13 protein-coding genes are annotated in these 17393 nt (G+C 66.5%); 8 read left to right on the forward strand and 5 right to left on the reverse strand.

The window, feature by feature from the left end; genetic code table 11:
- Nucleotides 1-161 precede the first annotated feature (161 nt).
- Nucleotides 162-1148, reverse strand: a complete 987-nt coding sequence (locus AB0H36_RS41690) for a hypothetical protein (RefSeq protein ID WP_360536508.1) — start codon at nt 1146-1148, stop codon at nt 162-164.
- Between AB0H36_RS41690 and AB0H36_RS41695 the strand changes: the two genes are divergently transcribed.
- The gene (locus AB0H36_RS41695) at nt 1101-2588 is read left to right on the forward strand and encodes a hypothetical protein (protein WP_360536510.1); all 1488 of its coding nucleotides are present in this window, start codon (nt 1101-1103) and stop codon (nt 2586-2588) included. The two genes, AB0H36_RS41690 and AB0H36_RS41695, sit on opposite strands and share 48 nt — an antisense overlap.
- Here AB0H36_RS41695 and AB0H36_RS41700 read toward each other — a convergent pair.
- The 4 genes from AB0H36_RS41700 to AB0H36_RS41715 all read right to left on the reverse strand — a co-directional run bounded on the left by AB0H36_RS41700 (nt 2546) and on the right by AB0H36_RS41715 (nt 11227).
- The gene (locus tag AB0H36_RS41700; protein WP_360536512.1) at nt 2546-3799 is read right to left on the reverse strand and encodes a hypothetical protein; all 1254 of its coding nucleotides are present in this window, start codon (nt 3797-3799) and stop codon (nt 2546-2548) included. The two genes, AB0H36_RS41695 and AB0H36_RS41700, sit on opposite strands and share 43 nt — an antisense overlap.
- Nucleotides 3796-8808, reverse strand: coding sequence for a hypothetical protein (locus AB0H36_RS41705; protein WP_360536514.1), 5013 nt, complete (start codon nt 8806-8808; stop codon nt 3796-3798). The genes AB0H36_RS41700 and AB0H36_RS41705 overlap by 4 nt, the downstream gene beginning before the upstream one ends.
- Nucleotide 8809: 1 nt before the next feature.
- Entirely contained in the window at nt 8810-10717 is a 1908-nt protein-coding gene (locus AB0H36_RS41710) for a CHAT domain-containing protein (protein ID WP_360536516.1), read from the reverse strand.
- A 243-nt stretch (nt 10718-10960) separates the two neighbouring features.
- Nucleotides 10961-11227 carry a protease inhibitor I42 family protein gene (locus AB0H36_RS41715; protein ID WP_360536518.1) on the reverse strand — a complete coding sequence of 89 codons (267 nt, stop codon included), beginning with the start codon at nt 11225-11227 and terminating at the stop codon, nt 10961-10963.
- A gap of 337 nt (nt 11228-11564) precedes the next feature.
- Between AB0H36_RS41715 and AB0H36_RS41720 the strand changes: the two genes are divergently transcribed.
- The 7 genes from AB0H36_RS41720 (at nt 11565) to AB0H36_RS41750 (ending at nt 17375) form a co-directional block, all read left to right on the forward strand.
- Nucleotides 11565-12206: a hypothetical protein gene (locus AB0H36_RS41720; RefSeq protein ID WP_360536520.1), complete on the forward strand. Its 642-nt coding sequence runs from the start codon at nt 11565-11567 to the stop codon at nt 12204-12206.
- Nucleotides 12207-12424: 218 nt separating this feature from the next.
- Nucleotides 12425-13042 (forward strand): response regulator transcription factor, encoded by a 618-nt coding sequence (locus tag AB0H36_RS41725; RefSeq protein ID WP_360536522.1) that lies wholly within the window; start codon nt 12425-12427, stop codon nt 13040-13042.
- Between the two features lie 248 nt (nt 13043-13290).
- Nucleotides 13291-14082: a hypothetical protein gene (locus AB0H36_RS41730; protein WP_360536524.1), complete on the forward strand. Its 792-nt coding sequence runs from the start codon at nt 13291-13293 to the stop codon at nt 14080-14082.
- A 5-nt stretch (nt 14083-14087) separates the two neighbouring features.
- Nucleotides 14088-14462, forward strand: coding sequence for a hypothetical protein (locus AB0H36_RS41735; protein ID WP_360536526.1), 375 nt, complete (start codon nt 14088-14090; stop codon nt 14460-14462).
- Complete coding sequence (locus tag AB0H36_RS41740; RefSeq protein ID WP_360536528.1) at nt 14459-15067, forward strand: DUF4255 domain-containing protein; 609 nt, start codon at nt 14459-14461, stop codon at nt 15065-15067. The genes AB0H36_RS41735 and AB0H36_RS41740 overlap by 4 nt, the downstream gene beginning before the upstream one ends.
- Nucleotides 15064-15768, forward strand: a complete 705-nt coding sequence (locus AB0H36_RS41745; protein ID WP_360536530.1) for a hypothetical protein — start codon at nt 15064-15066, stop codon at nt 15766-15768. The genes AB0H36_RS41740 and AB0H36_RS41745 overlap by 4 nt, the downstream gene beginning before the upstream one ends.
- Nucleotides 15769-15776: 8 nt before the next feature.
- Nucleotides 15777-17375 (forward strand): phage tail sheath C-terminal domain-containing protein, encoded by a 1599-nt coding sequence (locus tag AB0H36_RS41750; protein ID WP_360536532.1) that lies wholly within the window; start codon nt 15777-15779, stop codon nt 17373-17375.
- Nucleotides 17376-17393: the final 18 nt, after the last annotated feature.

A 17393-nucleotide genomic window follows, 5' to 3' on the forward strand; every position in this document is an offset into this window, starting at 1 on the left:
CTTCATCACGCACCAGACCCCGTCCGAACCGCCAAGACGCCGGACGGCACTCACGCCTGCCCACACGCACCCTTGACTCCCAGCGCGAAAGCTAGACAGTCGGCGACGAAGACAATCTATTTGGTGTCATCGGTCCAAGAGCTGGGATCGACTCACACAGTTCAGTGACTCATTCGACCGACGTCGATGAGGGTCGGGGATTTGAGTAGGTCTCCTGGGGTGACGAAGTTGGCCTCGATGGCTGGGCGGAGGAGGCCGCGGACAGCGCCGCGAGCCGCTGCGATGCCGATTGCAGTACCCACTCCGAAGGAGGTCTGGTCGGAATCACCTGCGAACGCGGTGCTGAACTCGACCAGGGACGCCAGCAGTTCCTCGTCAGTGGGATCTGCACCGAGGTCGAACGAGGGTGGCGGCGCCGGTGGCATGTCATCGTCCGCGAGACCGTTCTCCTCGGCCCAGGCAACGATCAGCGGAGCAAGTTCCGCTTCGGCCACCATGTCGGCGTCTTCTGGTGGAACGGTGGGTACGCCGAAACTTACCGGCTGGTTCAGCGCGGTCTCGTACCGCTCGTCGGGCTGGTCGGCGCCCCACTCGGCCAGCGAGTTTTCCGTGCCGTCGAAAGCGATATCGCCGGACTTGATGAGCAGTCGGAACCGCTCCCTCGGGTCGGAGGGGGCTTCAGAAAAGGACCGGTAAACGAACTCCGAGCAGATCATGCTGCGATGACCGTCCACGTCGACGAAGGCGTTCAGCGCGGCCGCCGCGTGGTCCAGGATGGACCGCAGCATCCTGCGGCCGAACCCGCCGACTGGAATTGCGCGCGTCGCCGCGAGCAGACCCAGAAGGACGATCTGCTGATAGGCATACGGCGATCGTCGGTCCACCCATCCGCCTGCGGTTCCGATCACCGATGCAAGGTCGGCGTTCGGGTACCGCCGTACCGTCATGTAATCGTTTGTTGCGACAGCGGCGGCCAGCGGTGCTCGCCGGAGTCCACGTGCCGCAGCCTCAGCCAGCGTTGTCTCGTCCAGAGCCAGCGCGGCATGGTTCACGTCAGTGTTGTCGAACAGCCGGATCGCCCAGGAGAGAAAGCTGTTGCCATGAAACAGCAACACATCCCCGGGCTCAACGCGTACGTTCTCCCCCATATCCGTTTCCCCCTCGCCAGAACGGCAATTCCCCGCAATCATGGTACAGACTTCACAGGGGGTTCGGGGGGCGAAATGATTGTCTGCAACGGGATTGATGCGCGCACGGGGCGGCCACTCATCGAGATCTCCGAGGAGGAGCTCACCGACCTGATCGCGAAGTCGGCGATTGGTACCGGCCCGGAGCAGGTGGGCGTCGGAGCGGCGGCGGCGCTGCCGTGGGATGTCATACCGACCGAGGTCGCTCAGGCCGGCTGGAGTGTCGTCTTCGCACACAGCGAACAGGCCGAGGTACGGGCCGCGCTGGAGCCGCTCGTGGCCCACCGTGCAAGCCAGGTGGATGCGGTCAACCTGCATCAGCACGAGTATTTCCCGGGCGAAGACCTGATCGGATGGTTGGCCCGCCACGCCGTCAATCCCGGCACCATCGACCCGAGCCGGGTCGGGTACTACGTCCTCCTGGTCGGCTCGCCCGCACAGATCCCGTTCGAGTTCCAATACCTTCTGGACATCGAGTACGCCGTCGGCCGCGTGGCGTTCGATACGCCCGAGGAGTACCAGCGGTACGCCGAGAGTGTGGTTGCCGCCGAAGCGGGCGATCCGGCGCGTGATCGGGTTGCGGCGTATTGGGGAACCAGACACGCTTGGGATCGGGCGACCAAACTCAGCGCGGATCAGTTGCTGCAGCCGCTGCTGCCTGGGGACGAGTCGGAAGGACTCGCCGAGCGTTTCGGATACCGGTCGATCGGAGTCGTCGGAGATGGCGCGACAAGGCAGGCACTACTTGATCTGCTCGCCGGTCACGACGCAGGGGCCGGGCGGCCGGGCTTGCTCGTCACCGCCAGCCACGGGCTCGGCGGTCTCCCGGCCGACAGCCCGGATCAGCGTTCCCAACATGGCGCTCTGGTGTGTCAGGACTGGACCGGCGGTCCAGTCGGACCTTCTGTAACCCTGGCAGGAACTGATGTCGCAGACGCGAAGGTGCACGGCCTGATCGCGTTTCTGTTTGCCTGCTACGGGGCTGGTACGCCGCAACTCGACGACTTCCCACGCTACGGTTCGGTGGCGCCACAGATCGCCACGGAACCGTTCGTTGCTTGCTTGCCGCAACGACTGCTGGCACATCCCGATGGCGGTGCGCTCGCGGTGATCGGCCACGTCGAGCGAGCTTGGGGGTATTCGATCACGAGTGCCGGTGGAAGCCAGCTGGGTCGGTTCAAGGACGTGTTCGGGCAACTGGTCAGCGGTGTCCCGGTGGGACACTCGATGCGGACGTTCAACGAGGCGTACGCGATCTTGTCGACCACGCTCGCACGCAGCCTGAGGTCAGTCGATGGTGATGCCAACGAGAGGCGCAGGTTGCTCACGCTGTGGATGGAACGAACCGACGTGCAGAACTATGTGGTGCTCGGCGACCCCGCGGTGTCGTTGCGTTCCTGACCGAGTAGCTCGATGAGGTCCATGCCCACTTGGCGATCCTTTGGTCTGGCGGCGTGGTCCGCGGTACCTGGTTCGGCGCGCTGTAGGGCATCGCGGACGGCCACGATGCGTTCGAACACAAGGGCTGCTTGACCGCCGCTGACGAACTCGTCCGGCTTTTCGCCGAAGGCGACGACACCGGCTGCGATCAGCACGCGTGGGTCGCGGCTAGTGAGCGCGATCGATCCGCGGAGCTGATCCGCAGCCACTCGCACCTGGGCCTGCTTCGCGGCTGTGAAGACGGCGATGTCGCGTAGCCGCACGTTGCCGATGACCGGTAGCGGAGTGCAGGCGATGATGTTGGCCACCGTGCTGACGTCGCCTTCTGCGGGCTGCGCGCACGCACCGAGCAGCGGGATGGTCGCATCGACGAGCTGCATCCGTACGGTCGGCGGCGGATAGGCCGGTGCGTCCGCCGGAGACGCCTCGATCAGGTCCGACAATGCCTGCCCGTAGGACGGGCCGAGCCAGAGGGTGGCGAGGACATCAGCAAGAACCTCGGGGAGCCACAGCAGCCACTGGTCCGAGACGCTGGCCGCAAGCGCCGGCGTGAGAGCAGTGACGAGGTCGAGGTCATCGTCCACGAGGTGCGCCGCCTCGTGTGCGATCACCGCGGTCTCCGGCAGATGGGCTTGCTGGTGCCATGGAACTCCGATCACCGGTACCGGGAGGTGGTTCACCACTTGCGCGGGGATGTCGCTGAGGCGTCTTGCAGGAAGCAGGTTCCGGTAGGCCTGCCTGCGTCCCTGCGCGAACGGCGAGCCGCTGCTGTCGAAATATGCCAGCGGTGGCTCGCGGAGGTCGTCCGCGGATCGGGTGTCCGCGGCGATCGCGGCGTCGTACAACGGTCGGACGCAGGACCAGGCCAGCTCGTCCGCTGCGATCAACGGTGGCTGGAATTTTTCCACCAGCCGCAGAGCCAGCTTCGAGCGGAAGAAGTCCCAAACGTGATGCAGCCCCAGCAACTGCTCAGTTGTGAATTTCCAAGCGCCATCGGTGTCGAGCTGGTCAAGGGCGGCGTCGAGCATGTGGCGTAGGCGAAGCAGTTGGGTGTGGTGTTTTCTCAGTACGCCTTCTTCCCCGGCGAGGCCCTGCCAGAAGGCCAGCTCGTCGCGCAGCAGTTGTGATTTCGCCGCAAGTTCAGCCTTCCGGCGTTCGGCGAGCGTACTCACTGGAACCGCACCGCACCAGGGTCCTCGACGAAGAGCGCCGGCACCGCGAGGGATTCGCGCAGGATCTGGTCCCGCGAGGACGGCCGGAGTGTTCGGTACAGGTCGCCGACATCTTCGAGACCGGCGATCTGTCCGGCTAGTGCCGCCGGGATCAGCTGCCGCAGCTGACCCTCGGCGCCGGGGCGCACCGGCCCGATCGCGAGTACGGCGTTGGCGTAGCCGAGGTCGAACAGCTCGGAGGCGAAGAGGTTTCGCAGAAGCACCTGGCGAACGATCTCGATCGGGCTGCTCGGCGCAACCGCCTCGAGGATGACCACCGGCCCGAGGCCGGACGTCAACCGTCCCAGCAGATCGTCGAGCGCCGTGACGCTCAGCACGTCGAGACCGTATTCGTTGGAGTGCCGAAGCGACTGGCCGCTGTCGAACGAAAGGCAGACGTCCAGGCCACGCACCTCCAGTGTGGCTTGGATGTGCACCACCGAGCACGGAGATTGCAGCGCGGCCACGTCCCGGCTGGTCGGGTCATCGATCACGGTGGTGTCGAAGAAGGGCTCGTAGTCGATCCACGTTTCGCGTGTCCAGGGTCGCTTGCCTTGGCTCAGCTTGACCCCATGGCTGAGCTGCAGGATCAGCGCGCTCAGTCGGCTCGAGTCCTCGGCCCGGAGCACCGGTTCGATCGAAAGCGGGGAGTCGAGCGCCCGCACGGCCTGATACTGGTCGATCGCTTGAGTGGTCTGCGGACCGATCACGCCGTCGACTACAAGGTGATGCCCGGCGTGGACCAGCGCGCGCTGGAGCCGCATGACTCTCCGCGTGCCGCCGTCGCGGGACGCGCGGAAAAGCACCTGCGCCGACTCGCCTGGCCATCCGGCCTCCCACGGCAACTCGGCAAGTTGCGGTGATGCGATCCGCATCCGTGCGTCCGAGCCAACCTCGACGAACGGTCTCAGCGGATCGCTGAGCATGTCGACCAATGACGAGGGGTCGGGGAGTGACCATGGGCTGCCGGGTTCCCACTTCCGCCCAGTACCTGGGGTCGATCCTTTCCATCCCGTGATTCGGCCGTCGAGGATCATTTGTCTCTGGGCGTCCTGATACGTGTCGATATCGATCACATCGAGGTCCGGACCCCAGCTTGGAGCCGCGGTGCCGGCCAGGGGCAGGTGTTCCTCCTGGGCGGTGATGATCTCCTGTGCCGCGATGTCGTCGCCGAGCGACTGGTACATCTGTGCAGCCAGCCGCAGCAGCTCGGCGGGGTCGCCGTCGATGAGGTAATGTTCTGCCGCCGCTGCCTGCAGCAGCAGGACCTCGGCGTTGCGGCGCGACGGAGCGCTGGTGCGTTCCAGAAGTCCGACCATGCTGTCCAGATGTGGCGCCCATTGCTGGATGTCGCCAGCCGCTCGTGCCCAGGAGATCAGTGCGTCGAGTGCCACCTCTGGACTCCGGCCGTGGCGATCGGTGAAGGTCGCCGCGATCCTCTCCAGACCAGGCACCACATGTTGGGCCCGGGCTGCTGCCTCGAGGACGCGGAGCGAAGCCACTGAGCCGGGCGCGACCTTGATCGATGCCGCCGCGGTCAGCCACTCGTCGACGCCGTTCGGTTCATCGAGGACCCTTGCCAGCTCGGCGAGTCGCAATGACCGTACGATCTGATCCTCCGGGGTGACGTCGCGACGCGCTGGTGTGTTCTGGATGAGGTCGAGTAACGGTCCGGTCTCTGGGGCCGGGTGTGGCGGCAGGACGGGACGACAGTGCTCGAGGCCGTCCAGTGCGTGCAGTACTGCATCCGTCGGCCGGAAGGCCTCGACCGCGCGAGTCAGTAGCGGCAGGTACATCTGCCAGCTTTCGGCGGTGTTCAGCGCGAGGCCCTGGACGGCGACCTGAGCCAGTGCGGATGGTCCTCGCGGAAGGGCCTCGAGCTCAGCGGCCATGGCGTTGAGCAGGCCGCGAGCGTCCGCCTCATAGCCGCGCCGGTGCAGCCAACGGGACCGGAGCAGCTGGACGCGGATCCATTGGTCGTGGTCGCGTGGCACATCGACCCGGCCGGCCGCGTCGATGTGCCGTTCCGCTTCGACCACGCGACCGGCGTCGAGCAGAACCTTCGCGCTGGTCGCACGAGCGTCGGCCTCGCGCAACAAGTCCCCAGCGTCACGCCATTGAGATGCCGCGCTGTCGAGGTAGCTGACTGCCGCGTTGGCATCACCCCAGATTGCGGCGACCCGTCCCTCCAGTTCGGCAACGACCGCAAGTGCCGCGGCCTCACGTAGCACGGTGCCGCTCCCGGCTGTCGACTCGTGCACGGCTAGCCGGCCCACGGCATCGAGCGCGAGATCCGGCCGGCAAGCGAGCAACGCGGCTCGACCCTGACGGGCCACCACCGACGGCGTGGCGGGCTGACGGGCAAGCAGCCGAGCGGCCGCGAGCGGCATACAACGGTTCAGTGAAAGCCAGACCTGGAAGTCGACGAGGTCGTCGTCTCCCACGACGGCGCTGGCGAGTCGAGCCTGCTGTTCGGCGGAGATGGTGTCGCCCGCGGCGAGGAACAAAGTGGCCAGCAGAGTCTGGATCGAGGCCTGGACCTGAGGCGACTGCATTTTCCGGGCCGCCAGCCGGCGCAGCGCCGACAGACCGAGTTGGCCGGCAGCTGACAGCGCAACGCCGGACAGGGCGCTGAGCACGTCCAGATCGTCCGACTGCGCGAGGCGTTCGAGCGCGTTAGTGCGGGCGGACAGGTCACCGCGATGCGCGCGCAACGCTGTCCAGACCGCGGACTTGCGCTCCCCGTCGACGAGCGGGCGGTCGGCCTGTTTCTCCATCGCCTCGATCGCCGACAACCGATGATCGACCTGGTCCCAGCTGAGTCCAGAGAACATGGCCGGCTCGGCCAGTCGTGCCAACGCGACGTCGAGGTGAGCAGCAGCCAGGGTGTCGAGAGACATCAGCGGCTCTTCGCTGAACCATCGACGTGGCTGCTGCCCGCTCAGCGCGATGAGGTCGTCGTCGGCCGTCAGCGCTGCGGCTACGTCTCCCCGCGCGGTCGTGCCGGCGAGCTGATCGACCTCTGTGAGTAGATCCTGCCAGTCGTCGGCGCCGGCCGGTCCGCGGGCGTGGAAAAGGTGATACGCGGCCTCCTCGGCCCACTGCACCACTCTGTAGGGCTGCGCCCGCATCAGCGACTGGAAGTACTGGCACGAGCTGTCATGCAGCATCCGCAACACGTCTTGCTGCTCCATGACGAGGCGCATCGGTTCGCGCACATTCGGATGGAAGCTCAGGTACTCGCCGGCGGCGTCGTTCGGGTCTTGCACGAAGGACACCCAGGATTGGTTCGATGCGTAGGACGTCAGCCGCCGCCACAGGTCGTCCGCGGTGATCTCGCTGACCTCATCGATGACGAACCGGGCCCGCATTCGGTCGTGCGGATCGAGGTGGGGGTCGTCGCCCAATGGCTGGCGACGCAGCGCCGCGGCGATGTAGGGCAGCAGAACCTGGTCGACGAACTGCCGGTCGAGACGCCGCGCGACGACGCCGTAGCGTAGGGCGTATAGCACTGCCGGATCGTCGATCCGCTCCAGCACCCGCTCGATCAGATAGAGTTGCTGGGGATCATCGAATGCCGCGATGTCGGCCGGTGTGATGTTCGGATCCTGTCGGACGAGGTCGCCGTACAGTGCCAGTGTGAACGGCATGAGATCGCCTTTGGCCAGCACGGCGTCGACCATCCCGGGCTGATCGATGCCGCGGACTGTGCCAAGGTAGTCGCGAGCCTCGCTGTCGGTGAAGTTCTCCAGTTGCAGGGTTCGCATGTCCGTAGCCGGGTCGGCAACGGCTCGGTCCACGCGCCTGAGTACGTCGTAGCGAGCGGCGAGCACCAGCCGGACTTCGGGGCGCTGGAGGGTTCGGAACAACGTCGAGATCACACCGTCGATCCGCAGGTCGGTGCGCAGCAGTGCCACCTCGAGTGTGTCGATGACGAGCACCGCCGGTCGAGCAGCTTCAACCAGTCGGGTCAGACCTTCTTCGTACCGGGCGTTCACCTCTTCGGCGAGTGCATCGGTGGTGCCCATCGACGCCAACTCGAGCAACGCTGCGGATGTCTCGCGGCCTCGGAACAGCGCTGGTATCAATCGGCGGCGCTCGCCGAGCAACGCCTCGAAGGGTTTACTGGGTACCTGTCCGTTGAGTTGATGGGCGAGCGCGATTTGCAGCAGCCATGGATACCTCGTCGCGATCATCGGGTCGACATCGTCGAAATCGATCCGGGCCACCGGTATGCGGTTCGGAACGCAGCGCCGCGCGATGAACGAGCGCAGCAGCATGGTTTTGCCCATACCGCCCATTGCGACCAGCTGCAGGGCACGGAATCCGTCGCCTGCGAGCAATTGTTCCAGCTGATCCGTGTACTCCGGACGATCCAGGAAGCCGACTGACCGGTAGTAGTCCATCGACCAGGCCGCCCGAGTGTCCACGCGGGATCGGAGTTCGGCCAACCGGTCCGCGAGCGGGGCGTCGACGACGTGGCGCCGGTCGGGTCGTTCGAAGAAGTCGAGCAGCTCGCGCGCTGTGGTCAGGTCGAATCGTTCGTCGGCCATGGAGAACAGCTCTTCGAATAGGGCGACGGCCGCGTCGAGGTTTGCCAGCATCAGATGGTAGAGCCGCTCCCGGTCGTCTGTGTCGAAGAGCTTCGTCAGTTCCGCGCTGTACGTCGCGAGCTCGTCGGCGTCCCACTCGCTCAGGTACGTCGCCCTCGTGTCATCGGCGAGGACGAAGCGTCCCGGCTCCCTCGGCAACTGCTGGAGGAGTCCGCGTGCGCGGAGTTCCTCCAAGGCGGTCTCCGGTGCCCGGTGCTGAATCGCGCCGGACCAGACGGGCTCGGTTACCCATCGCAACGGAGCCACGAAGCGCAACGCCGTTCGTACGCCGGCCGGCTCGAGGGAGGCAAGGACTAGGCCCGGGTCCTCGCCGGCCCGCAACCGCTCGAGAATCGCTTCGTTGGGCGAGCTCACCATGTCAGGACACCATTCCGGCGCTGGCGCTGTACAGCCTGTGTAGTGTCGCCAGCTTCCACGTCCCGTCGATCTTGGTGGCGTCGACCCACGAGTGATACTGCTCCAGCATCGCCGGGCTGCAGCCGGACGTGGCGGACCGGACATCGGCGTAGACGGCGGCGAACCGTTTGAACTGCTCCGCTGTCGGCAGCTCGATTCGCACCCTCTCGGCCGGCAGACCGCGCAGTGGTTCGAGCGCCGACGCGCCCGCCACGAGTACCACGGACACGTTCGGGACCTCGCCCAGCGCGATCGGCTGCAACAGCCGGGGAACCAGGTGTCTGGCGAGTTCGTCCGGATCGACATGGTCGAGGTGGTCGAGCACGAGGAAGAGTCCTCGATCCGCGGCGGTGGCAGACAACGCCTGCCGGAACAGGTCGAACAACACAGGGATGTGGTCGGGTGTCCGCTCGCTGACCGGTTCGATCCGGCCGAAGTCGTCGATTACCGGTCCCGGAGGGAGATCAGCAGCCTGGGACTGCGGTGGCAGCCCTTGCCGAACCGAATTCAGTGCGGCGGTGAACTCGCGGAACAGCTCGGCAGGGAGAAGCTCGGTCGGTGGTGCGTCGTCGGATGCCGGGTCGCGGATCGCGCGAAGTACGTTCTCCCAGCGCAGCGGGCTCGAGGCCTTGAGGTCGACGTACCGCACCTTCGCGCCCGCCGCCCGCAGCAAGAATCCGGCACCGCGGGCGACCCAGGTCTTGCCGGCCTGCGGCTCGCCGTACACGATCGCGGCGCGGAGCCGAGGTGGCTCGAGGATAGGCGCCAGCGCGAACACGAGCCGGCGTCGTTCGGCTGCGCGATCGATCGCCTCGGCCGGATCCGGACCCATCACCACCTGCGGCGGTGCGAGCAGGGGACCGGGACCGGCAGACATCAGCAGTTGGGGCAACCAACGGTCGATGCCGTCCTTGTCGATGCCCAGCCGTCCGTCGAGACAGGCTTGATCGAGCGAATTTCCCTGCAGCAGCGAACTATAGAACTTCGCGCTGAAGCTCGCGGCGGCTGTGCCCCGGATGGCTCCTTGCATGCAAACCGTGGCGGTTGTTCCATTGCCACGAAACGCTTCGCTCAGTCCGGTTACACCCTCGAGCGCAGTTGCCTGGCCGGTGTGGCACGCGTTGAGCACAACCACAGGGAACCGGTAGGCGAGGTCGTTGACGACCATGTCGGCATCGAGTAAGTAGCCGGTGGCGGTATCGCCGATCCGGACACCACGCGTCTCGCCGATGATGTCGCCGTGCGCGATGACGTGCAGCACGTGCGGCTGCAGATCCTTGCACTCGTCCTTCAGCGTCTGCACGTCCGGTTCGGCAAGCACCTCGACGTGAAAGCGTTCGGGGCGCTGTGCACCGAGAACCTCCAACGCCCGCAATTCTTCTCGCCACAGCAGGGTGTTGTCGGCGGTCCGCCCGATGAGTACGAGGACCCGCAACGGCGGGTCCACCGCCGGGATTGCAGCGACCTCGGCAGGCGCCCGTACGAACATCGTCTGCTGCGCCTGGAACATGATCTGCATCTTGCGCTGCAACGCCTCCCATGGCAGCCGTTGCAGGGCAGCCGCCCGGACGTCGAGGATGGTCCGCTCGGGCACCAGGTCGGCCCACTTCTTCTCGACGGGGCCGACCGCCGAACTCCAGAGGTACTGACCGAGCGAGCGCACAGTGGTGACGTCGGGCATCGCACCACTCAACGCATCGCGGAACAATTCTTCCAGACCAGCCGACATCGCGCCGCCCTCGGGTGGCGGTAGCGGACAGGCAATGACACCCCGCGTCCGTTCGACGTACTCCGTTCCCACCAACTCCCGCAATGACACGAAGTAATGTGCGTCATCGTCGATGTCGATCACAATAGCGACCGTCGGCATATGCTCCCCCTCGCCGCGGCTACTCTCCTGACACCACTGTGGTCGCACAGCGCGCCTACCGCAAGACATTCGGCGGCTCACGCGTGGTAATAGATGGGGTTGCCGTCGGCGCCGCTGAACGCTGTGCCTAGGGCAGTCAATTGATTGATCGCTCGTGTCAGGGTGTGCCAGCGGAGACGTACGGCGATTTGCTGGACGGTTGCACGGTAGGTATCCAGCTGCCGAGGATCGGCTGGGTAACGGTCATGATGCTGGATGGACGTGCACGACGACGACGTGTTTGCGAGCAGCGGGTGCGGCGTCGTCCTCCCATGGTCGTCTGAGTTCGAAGGTGAGCTCGTGGATACCGATTCGGTTGAGTCGCAGCACGAACTTGCGTTGCCGTGCGGCGCCGATGCCTGGGGGTAGGTGTTCTGCCCAGGCGGCCTTGATTAGCGATACCGCCGCGAGACTGCCGGGCAGCACCCATTCATATCCCGAAGCCGTCCGGGGGACGCCGTGGGAGTGCATCGCCGGCGCGACTCGTCACACACCCGCGAGGCTTAGCCGGATCTTCGCGGCTCCTTATCGGTGGAAGCCGTGGACGAACTTTCGAAATGACTCATTTGATTGACTCAATTGATCGCCTGATTTGGAAAAGGTGAGGGGGCCTGACCAAAGCTGCAATGCTATCTGTCGAGGTCTTCGCTCATTAGGAGCATGGACAAACGACTACCTTGGGTGCACAGTTGGTAGTAGGGGGAATGTCATGGCTATCGCTAGTGTTCCGACGCTGCCGAGCAAGAATGACGCCGGCCCTCGACTCAACCTGCGGCCAGCGCTTCGTCAAGCTGGCAGTTCCAAGGTCGTGAGGGCGGCCGAGAGCCGCGTTGGTCGCGGCAAATGGTGGGCCTGCTATGCGACAGCTCTCGGGGTGGCAATTGCCGGCTATATCGTTGCCTACTTCTTCCTCCTTCCGGACTGTGCGCGCACTAAGTCTGGGTGCAGCGCCTCCGAGTCGTTCCACGTGGTGGCAAACTCAAGCCCGTTCGCTGCCCTCGCTGTCCTAGCGCTCGCCGTCGAGCGCTTTCTCGAACCTTGGAGCCGATTCATCGGCCCAAACACAGGGAAGAGGCAGGACGAGCGGGACGCGGAGGCGGAGCGAGCCTCAAGTTCCGCGTCGACACCTGCACGGAGTGAAGATGCAGACGATCCGGTTCGGAAGCTCGCAAGAAAACAGGCTGCCGTGGATCAGGGTCGCGAGATGAACAAGATAATCTTTTGGGGAATCGCCGTAGGCCTGTCGTTCTTGCTTGCGGGAGTGCTGAACGTTCTCTTGATAAGAGCAATCGCACCTTCAGGCGCCGACTATCCATCTGCGTGGGCAGATCTTTTGATCACTGGCTTAGTTATCGGGGTTGGCGCCAAGCCATTGCATGACCTCGTTGCTCAGATCGAGAAGTCGAAGGAAAGTAAGAAGGACCTCGTGGAGACTGGCGGCCAACGATGACGGGGAGCAGTCTGGGATTGCGTCGGAATGTGCCGCATGATCAATGGTGGGCTCGCGCGGCAAGCTTACCGGGTGATATTCGCCGATAAGACCTTAGAGATCTCCCCGAAATTCCCGGCAGCCCGCGGGGAAGGATCGAAACGCTCGGTTTGCGGTTCCCGGGGGGCGGTGTGGAGCATTCAGTCAACTGTCGCGGTGCACCGGGCGAGGCCCGGCTCGTGATTGTCACAGGTATCCGACTCTACCGCGAGTCCCTGGCCACCGTGCTCTGCGCCCTGCCCGAGGTGGCCCGTGTCGCGACAGCGGGCGACGGGCCCGGCGGGATCGCCGGCGCCCACCGCCTGAGCGCAGACCTGGTGTTGCTCGACATGGCGCTCGCGGACGCAGCGGTGACCATCAGGAGCCTGACCCACGCAGTGCCCGCGGTCCGGGTCGTGGCACTCGGCGTGGCCGAGACCGAGGCCGATGTCCTGGCATGCGCCGAGCTGGGCGTCTGCGGGTACGTGCCCCGGGAGGCTTCGCTCGAGCAGCTGCAGCTGGTAATACGGCACGCCTTGCGCGGCGAGGTGATCTGCTCGCCTGAGGTGGCCGGTGGTCTCTTCCGCCGGGTGGCTCATCTCGCCGGGGCGACCCGGCCGGCTGCCCCCACCGACCGGCTCACCACCCGCGAGCGCGAGATACTGAACCTCGTCGGCGTCGGCTTGAGCAACCGGCAGATCGCGGAGAATCTCGGCATCCAGCCCTGCACGGTGAAGAACCACGTGCACAACATCCTCGAGAAGTTGGGCGTCGAGGGCCGTTCCGAGGCCTCGGCCATCGCTCGCCGCTCGTCCTGAGGATCATCTCCTGCCATTTGTTGGGACGCGTCTGGATCCGATGGATCCGGACCGGTCCAGACGAATCCGGATCTGGATGATCCATTGCCCGGCCCCGGCCCGCCGCGCCTTACTGAAAGTCCGGCGCGCCCGGCCCGGTTCGACAGGGGAGAGGCTCGATGACGGAAGCAGGTTCCAACGGGATGTCCGACCCGACGACCACGCAGGCGCAGACACCGGACCAGGTCCTGAGCGCCCTCTAGGAGAAGTTGCACGCCAATCAGGCAGAGGCCAGCCGGCTGACCAGCGAGGCGGACATGCTGCAGGAAGACTTCGCCGGGCTCCAGGGTGACCTCGACGCCGTAGAAGCTGCCCTTACCGCGTACGACGCCGCCGGTCTGCCGGCTGTACAGTCCGACCTAGCCGAGTCGCTGGACGACCTGTGGACCCGCGTAACGGCCATCCTCAGCGACGATGCTCAGGCCGCCCAGGGCGTCGTCGAGGGCCTGCAAACGGATATCGAGACCGCCGCGAACGCCAGGGATGCCGCTCAGACAGCGCACGACGATGCCGCCGCCGAGGTCGAGGCCAAGGCAGCGGATGTGGACAACCGTCAGAAGGTCTGGGACGACCTGATCGCCCTGACGGACCGTCGCACGGGTGAATTGGCCGAGGTCGCCTCCCTCCGGGACCAGGTCCGGTCTGCCGAAGTTGGCAACAACACCTTCGGGGCATATGCCCGGATCAGCGAGGCCGGGCGGCGGCTCACCCTCCTCGGTGACGAACTCTCCACGGAGGAGTACCGGGTGATGCTGATGACCGCCTGGCACGAGTTGGCGGCTGCTCGTGAAGCAGTGCGCACGGCGCGGCTCGACCTGGCTAGGGCGGAGGTCGACCTGACCGCGAAGACCGCGAGCCTGGAAGCACTGACTACCGACCGAGTGACCGTGCTGGAGCAGCGTTGGCAGAACCGCCTGGACACGCCGCCCGACAACCATGACGCGCCACCGGCGCCGTCGGGTTCGCCCGCGCCACCCGACGCCCCGGTGACGGGATCGTGACCAGGATGCAGGTCGTCGAGAGCTCCGGCCCGGTGCGGGTGGGCCTGCTCGGTTGCGTCGACCTCCTCGGCGACCTGATCCGCAGTGTCCTCGCCGGCCGGATAGGACTGCAGATCGTGGCTGATGTGCCGGGCGACTCCCTCGCGCTTGCCCTGCTGCACCGTCCGGACGTGGTGATCTGGCAGTCCTCGCCCGGGACGCGCCCGGGCGACGACCCCTTCGTCGACGTCTGCCCGCCAGCCGTTGTGGCGGTGTACGACGATGGACGGTCCGGGGCCGTGTGGCGGCTGCGCCCGACCCGCGAGGAACTCGGCGATCTGTCGCCCGAATCCCTAGGCGACGCTGTGGCGCTTGCCGGCCGAGAAGGGCAGCGGTCGTGAGCAGCTATCTGACGGTCAACGCGGCCAGCCGGGCGCTGCGGCGGGTGCTGTGGAGTGCTTATGACTCCGACCCGGGCCCGCTGCGTGGCCTCGTGGGCGACGAGCAGGCCATCGTCTTCGACAACCCGACCCTGACTGCGCGAAACCCCAACCGCAAGCTGTCGATCTGGCTGTACCGGATCACCGAGAATGAGTTCCTCCGCAACGATCCCGCGCCTCTGGACAATCGGCTCGACCGTCGCCGCGCGGCGCCTCAGCCCCTCGACCTCAGCTACCTCATCACCCCCTTCACCGGGGGTGGGGAGAACGACCAGCTACTGCTCGGCAAGACACTGCAGGTGCTCCATGACAATCCGACGATCTTCGTGCAGGAGTCGCTGAACCAGGTCACCGAAGAACTCCGTGTGCTCTTCTGCCGGCTCCCACTGGAGGAGGTCACCCGGATCTGGGAGGCTCTGCGGGAGCCCTACCGTCTCTCGGTCTGCTACGACGTGCGGGTCGTCCGCATCGACAGCGATCGCGATCTGCAGGCGGAGCGTGTGTTCGACGCGCGGGTGCTGGCCGACGACGACCCGCAGCTAGCCCCGCTGGAGCCGGTCCCGTGACCCGCCACGAGTTCGCGCCCCTGCGGCCGGTCCGGGTCTTCGACCTGGTCGACGGGTTCGCGGCCGACCGCGGGCTGGACGGGACGCGCCCCCGGCCGCTGGGTGAGGTGCAGGTGCGAGTCCTGGGCATCACGGGGGCCGTCACCGACTGGGCCGAACCGGGAACGCTGGTGCTGCGGACGACCTCCGACGGCTTCCGGGTCTACCTGGGCCGGCTGGAATTCGGGGCAGCCGCGCGCCGCCGCGTGCGCCGGATGGACCTCGCGGGTCACTACCGGCTCCGGGTCAATTCCGACTATTACGAGCGGGTCGACCTGCCCGACGTCGAGCTGCCGGATCCGGCGGTTCGGCCGACACCGTACGCGGTCAGGCTCACGCCCGGCCCCCGCTACCCGTTCCAGGAGGCGACGATTCCCGCGCCGACCCGCGCGGCCGGGCGCCGGGCGGTGGCCCCGGTACCGGGGACGGTTGCGGTGATGCGCGGCACCCTGCGCTCCGCCGACCGGCAACCGATCGAAGGGGCAGAGGTCCGGTACGCGGGGATGACCGCGACGACGATCGCGACTGGTGACTGGATCTTCGTCCTTCCACCCGGCGGCTCGCCCCCCGCTTCAGGGACCGTCCTCGACGTCACGCTGCCCGGCCCGGGACGTCGACGGAGCAGCACCACCTACGACCCGCCCGACACCACACCTGTCTAGGAGTCCGCATGCCCGAATACCTCGCTCCCGGGACGTACACCGAGGAGCTGCGCAGCACGGTGTCGCCTATCGAGGGCGTCAGCACGAGCACGGCCGGATTCATCGGCCGGACGGAGCGCGGTCCCGACACTCCCCTGCTGGTGACCTCTTGGCTGGAGTACGTGCGCTGGTTCGGCGTGCACATCCCCGTCTCGGTCTCCTACCTGCCGTTCGCCGTCCAGGGCTTCTTTGCCAACGGTGGCCAGCGCCTGTTCGTGGCCCGGGTCAACGGCGCCAACGCGCAGATGGCGACGGTGTCGCGGGCGACGGCGGCCGCCGGGCAGAGCCTGGTGGTGAACGCCATCGGCACCGGTGCGTGGGGCAACTCCCTGACGGTGGCGTTCCTCCCGACCCGCCAGACGCCGAAGCCGGCCGCGCCCGGTCGGCCCGCGCCGCCGCCTCGATTCCGCCTGCTGGTCACCTACCTGCCGCCGAGCGCCACCACGGCGGTCACCGAGGAGTACGACGACCTGGCGATCGATCCGGCGGTGCCGCGCTATGCCCTGGCAACCGTGAACTCCGCGTCGCACCTGGTCAACCTGAGCTGGGCCAAGCCGAACGACCCACCGTCGCTGCCCAAGACCGATCCCGCGCCCGCACCCGGGCAGGCGCCCACGACGCTGCCGCTGACCAAGGGCAGCGACGGCGCCGCGATCAAGGCGCTGGACTACGAGGGCGATCCGAATGCCCCGCTGAACCAGCAGCGCGGTCTGCTCGCCCTATCGGCCGTCGACCAGATCTCGATCCTGGCGGTTCCGGACATCGTCGGGCCCATCCCGGCGACCGAACAGGGCCATGTCCGCGAGACGCTGCTGCAGCAGTGCGAGTCGCTGCGGGACAGGATGGCCATCCTCGACGTCCCCGGAGGGAATGGCGACGTCACGAAGATCCAAGTCACCCGGACGTCCGACTACGCCGCGATCTACTACCCCTTTGTCCGGGTGCTCGATCCGGTGGCCGGCGGCTCGGTCCTGGTGCCGCCGAGCGGTTTCGTCGCCGGTATCTACGCCTTCAACGACGTCACCCGAGGCGTGCACAAGGCACCCGCCAACTACGAGGTGCGGGGCATCCTGAGCGACAACCTAACCCCGACTGAGGGGCCCCTCGAATACACGATCACCAAGGGACAGCACGACATCTTGAACCCCGAGAGGATCAACGTCATCCGTGACTTCCGGGCCTCTGGCCTGGGCGTGCGGGTCTGGGGCGCCCGCACCATCTCGCAGGACCCTGGCTGGACCTACGTCAACGTGCGCCGGCTCTTCATGTTCGTCGAGGAATCGATCGACGAGGCCTTGCAGTGGGTCGTCTTCGAGCCGAACGCCGAGTACACCTGGGACCGCGTGCGGCAGAGCATCACCGCGTTCCTGACCCGAGTGTGGCATGACGGCGCGCTCATGGGCACCGCGCCGGAGGAGGCGTTCTTCGTCCGCTGCGACCGCTCCACCATGTCGACGGACGACATCCTCAACGGCCGACTCATCTGCCTGATCGGGCTCGCGGCCGTCCGCCCGGCCGAGTTCGTCATCTTCCGCTACTCGCAGTTCACGGTGGAGGCGGCCGCGTGACCGGGCTCCCGTACCTCT

The organism is Kribbella sp. NPDC050820 (assembly GCF_040653975.1).
In the GTDB taxonomy this organism is placed as follows: domain Bacteria; phylum Actinomycetota; class Actinomycetes; order Propionibacteriales; family Kribbellaceae; genus Kribbella.

Bases quoted from the DNA above. Each gene is read 5' to 3' on its own strand.
- AB0H36_RS41715 (WP_360536518.1), bottom strand. From the start codon at position 11,227: ATGCACTCCCACGGCGTCCCCCGGACGGCTTCGGGATATGAATGGGTG.
- AB0H36_RS41705 (WP_360536514.1), bottom strand. From the start codon at position 8,808: ATGGTGAGCTCGCCCAACGAAGCGATTCTCGAGCGGTTGCGGGCCGGC.
- AB0H36_RS41695 (WP_360536510.1), top strand. From the start codon at position 1,101: ATGAAACAGCAACACATCCCCGGGCTCAACGCGTACGTTCTCCCCCAT.
- AB0H36_RS41750 (WP_360536532.1), top strand. From the start codon at position 15,777: ATGCCCGAATACCTCGCTCCCGGGACGTACACCGAGGAGCTGCGCAGC.
- AB0H36_RS41690 (WP_360536508.1), bottom strand. From the start codon at position 1,148: ATGGGGGAGAACGTACGCGTTGAGCCCGGGGATGTGTTGCTGTTTCAT.
- AB0H36_RS41710 (WP_360536516.1), bottom strand. From the start codon at position 10,717: ATGCCGACGGTCGCTATTGTGATCGACATCGACGATGACGCACATTAC.
- AB0H36_RS41735 (WP_360536526.1), top strand. From the start codon at position 14,088: ATGCAGGTCGTCGAGAGCTCCGGCCCGGTGCGGGTGGGCCTGCTCGGT.